This is a genomic window from Peptoniphilus sp. DNF00840, assembly GCF_001553125.1.
GTDB lineage: Bacteria > Bacillota > Clostridia > Tissierellales > Peptoniphilaceae > Peptoniphilus_A > Peptoniphilus_A vaginalis.
The window spans coordinates 1-3768 of sequence record NZ_KQ960233.1 but is presented as its reverse complement, the minus strand read 5'-3'; the positions used below and the strand labels follow the sequence as shown (position 1 = coordinate 3768).

General features: G+C 28.8%; 4 protein-coding genes. 3 read left to right on the top strand and 1 reads right to left on the bottom strand.

Annotation, left to right across the window (positions count from 1 at the left end; all coding sequences use genetic code 11):
- On the bottom strand, positions 1–142 hold a 142-nt coding region (locus HMPREF1864_RS08420; protein ID WP_231723512.1), incomplete at its 3' end, for a nitroreductase family protein.
- A gap of 514 nt (positions 143–656) precedes the next feature.
- Here HMPREF1864_RS08420 and HMPREF1864_RS06365 point away from each other — a divergent pair.
- The 3 genes from HMPREF1864_RS06365 (at position 657) to HMPREF1864_RS08720 (ending at position 3616) form a co-directional block, all read left to right on the top strand.
- The gene (locus tag HMPREF1864_RS06365; protein WP_062571983.1) at positions 657–1391 is read left to right on the top strand and encodes an ABC transporter ATP-binding protein; all 735 of its coding nucleotides are present in this window, start codon (positions 657–659) and stop codon (positions 1389–1391) included.
- A gap of 1 nt (position 1392) precedes the next feature.
- Entirely contained in the window at positions 1393–3339 is a 1947-nt protein-coding gene (locus HMPREF1864_RS06360) for an FtsX-like permease family protein (RefSeq protein ID WP_062571982.1), read from the top strand.
- A 130-nt stretch (positions 3340–3469) separates the two neighbouring features.
- Positions 3470–3616, top strand: a complete 147-nt coding sequence (locus HMPREF1864_RS08720) for a hypothetical protein (RefSeq protein ID WP_231723511.1) — start codon at positions 3470–3472, stop codon at positions 3614–3616.
- Positions 3617–3768: the final 152 nt, after the last annotated feature.

Sequence of the window (3768 nt, the reverse complement as noted above, 5' to 3'; positions counted from 1 at the left end):
AAAAATAAGGTTGAGCGTTGCAAGCAGAAGGAGCGAGCTTCATACTTTCAAGGCAGGCTTCGAGTTTTTCAACTTCAACTTCCCTGTCAGGGTCATAGTCCCTACATGACTCTCTATTTTTTGTATTTGATCTCTCAACAATTATAGCCTCTACATAAAATTGAATAAAGATTTAAAATAATAATTGACAAAAATTAAATAAGGTAGTATTCTCAAGTTGAAAAATACTAATGAAAAAGTTTACAAGATAGTGGTTTAGCCGTGGATATTATGGACTTTAAATATTTGGAATATATGTACGATATTAGCGATTTTTTCATAAAAGTTCAAAAGGCAGGAGAACCTTTTGTTTTTGCCTAAATATAATGTCAGCTAAAATACTAAAACTACAAGAAATAAAGGCTAACGAAAGTAAAGTAGTTTCTAGAAAATCTAGTCAAAGCAATAGTTGCAATACTAGAAGTTCAATAAGCATTATGTGCAAATAATTATTACTGATATAAACGATAGTGTATACTATTACTTGAAAGGCTAAAAAGTTAATAGTTATTGCTTGTGATTAGCCTTGAATTACGAAAGAAACTATTAAACAATAAGACCTCCTTAAAGTGAAATATAATTTTAGGAGGTCTTTTATTACAAATGGAGATGATTATATGGATGTTATTAATGTAAAAAATCTTTTTCATTCTTTTGATGGGAAAAATTATACTTTAAAAGATATATCTTTATCATTAAAAAAAGCCGAGTCAATTGCAATTATGGGACCTTCTGGTTCAGGAAAGTCTACTCTTCTTTATTGTTTATGTGGAATGATAAGGGCTAGTAAGGGAGAGATTTTATTTTTAAACAAAGATATTAGAACACTTTCCTCGAAAAAGTTAAATGAATTGTATAGAAAAAATTTTGACTTTATATTTCAGGATATTAACTTAATTCCTGTCTTAAATGTAGAAGAAAACATTGAGCTGAAAAATAGTCTTATCAAAAAAAGACTAAATATGAAAGAATTAAAAGAAACTTTGCATCTGTTAAATTTAAGTGGTAAAGAGAAGTCTTATCCAGCAGAATTGTCTGGTGGTCAACGACAAAAGGTTGCCATAGCCAGGGCCCTTTTATTTAAACCAGACCTTATTTTTGCAGACGAACCTACAGGGGCACTGGATACCAATTCTTCTTACAATGTTTTGAAGGAAATGAAAAAGCTGAATGATATAGGTACAAGCACTATAGTTGTAACACACGACCCTAACGTAGCGATTCAAATGGACAGAGTACTATTTTTGCTTGATGGTCAGATTAGTCAAGAAATTAATAAGCCAAGCATCGAAAAGATTTTAGAAATTTTTACAGATCTTGAAGAAAACAAGAAATTAGGAGGGAAAGATTAAGATGAAAGTAAAAATTGCTATAAGGATGATTTGGAAAAATAAGCTAGTTAACTTATGGATGTTTTTATCTATGACCTTAATCTCTATAACTCTAAGTTTAACATCTGCGTGGTATTTGGCTACATTAAACCCAAATAATGATTTAATTTTTTCTACATTTAATAGAAAAAAAAATAATCTTATACTTGGAGATATAGTGAATGGATCTCAACTTCAATTTTTAATGATTTTATTTTTTGGATTTTTACTTTTAATAGGGACAATTTATTTTTCAATAAAGCAGGAAGATAAAGATTGGGCTCTTTTAAAACTTAATAGTCTAAATAATAAAGAGATTATTGAAATTCTTTTATTTAGAACTTTAATTTTAAATATTATAGCTTCGATTCTTGGAATATTTTTGTCTAGATTTTTTATAAAAGCTTATGTAAAGTTTTTCTTTTATTTTATTTTCAAGCCAGGATATGATAGTCTTTTAATGGTTAATCTAAGACCAGGATTACAATCTAGCGTAATAAGTTTATTAGCTATTTTTGTTATGGTTATTATAGCAAGTTTAACAGCAAGCATAAATGTTATAAAGACAAAACCTATAGATCTATTTATTAAATCAAACGAGATAGCAACTCTTAGCAAGAGAAATATTATTCTAAGAGCTATTATCGGTTTAATATTATTTTTCATATTTCTATATTATACTTTAATTAAGCCGGTAGAAACAGGGACTATAATAGATATTCAAGGAGTTGGAGCTTTAGCGATAGCTCTTGTTATAATTGTGGCCCCTATATTGATTCCGAAATTTTCTAGTTTAATAGCAAAAGTCTTGGTGTTAAAAAATTCGGCATTAGCTTCTTATTGTAGAGGTCGAGTTTTAATGAATACACAAAAAAATCTTTCGCTTGCCACACCCATTCTTTTAGCAGTTATAATACCTTCGATTTTTGCACTTTTTTCAGAGGCAAGTGTAGTAAGGATGAATAGAGAGTATAATGCTCAAAATAAGAAAATGGGAGAAGGGATATATGCCATTATAAATCCAACAAAAATAGATGCTTATGCTCAAGAAAAGCTATTAGAGATTAAGGGTACACAAGATTTAATAATTACAAACACTTTAAGCTATTATGATGCTGCAGAAGATGATCATTATGTAGGAGTTAATTACATCAATGATAAGAGTCTTATGGTTAATTTAGACCTCGAGGCAGGAAGTATAGATAATATATCTAAAAATAAGATTGGTGCAAGTAATGATTATGAACTTGGAGATGAAATAAAAATTACATATTATAATGGAGAAGAGAAGACATATGAGGTAGTTGCAGTTTTTGGATCCGTACCGTATCTTCTATTGCCTAAAATATATCTTGACTACAATACTAATGAATTTTTGCCAGGTCTCGACAAGATAAACAATAAGATTTACATAAATAACTTAAGTCTTGGAAAACTCGAATTGGAAAAGGAAGTTCTAAAAATTTTACCTAATGCGAGAGTTTTAAAAGGTTCAGAAGATGTAAATGAATATTTGAAAAATTTTTCTAATCATGAATTTGAAACAATAAAATTTCTTTATTTTCCTTGCATGATTTTAGCATTAGTAATTATTGCTCAAAACATAATATCTTTAATTTCTTTTAAAGAAGATGATTTTAAATTATTATTTAGAATGGGCTTTACTAGAGGGGAAATAATTCTAGAAAATTTAGTAGAAATTCTGGCTACTATTTTTTCCGCCAATATTATGATAATTATGGTAATTTCTATAATGTTGGTTAAATTTACCAAGGAATTTAGTATAAATGAAATTACTATAGGAGCAAATCTTCCAATTAAAGTGTGTCTATATTTAAATATATTTTTTATTATAATATGTATCTTTATTACTGTAATAGTTTGTTTGTTGAAGACAGAGAAAACTAAAATGGTGGATAGGCAAATTTAAAAAGCTTGAATATTATGAAAATTACAGATTTATTGCAAATAGAGGTAAAAAAGTTTTTTTGGTAATTATATATATACTATATCCAGCTATGGATATAGTGGCTGCATTGTAGCTAGCTGCAAGTGTAGATATGCTTATTGTAGGCAATCTATTCTCCTTTATTAGATATTTAATAATAGCTATGTTTTTTAATATTTACGCAAATCTTGGGGCGAAAAACCTTGTTGAGGCTTATAATACTGCCATGGAGCTTGGCTATATCAAACCCATAATGTAAAAAACTAGGTCCATAAATGTGAACCTAGTTTTCTTTTTATCAGTCTTTTGAAATTATTTTGTATAGGGCATCAGAGGTCTTTCTTTTTTTCTCACGAAGTTTGTCGTCCTTGGCGTAACCTATGGCGATGACAAGTCTGATTCTCGACCTCG

Coding starts and splice junctions, on each gene's coding strand:
- HMPREF1864_RS06365 (WP_062571983.1), top strand. CDS start 657: ATGGATGTTATTAATGTAAAAAATCTTTTTCATTCTTTTGATGGGAAA.
- HMPREF1864_RS06360 (WP_062571982.1), top strand. CDS start 1,393: ATGAAAGTAAAAATTGCTATAAGGATGATTTGGAAAAATAAGCTAGTT.
- HMPREF1864_RS08720 (WP_231723511.1), top strand. CDS start 3,470: ATGCTTATTGTAGGCAATCTATTCTCCTTTATTAGATATTTAATAATA.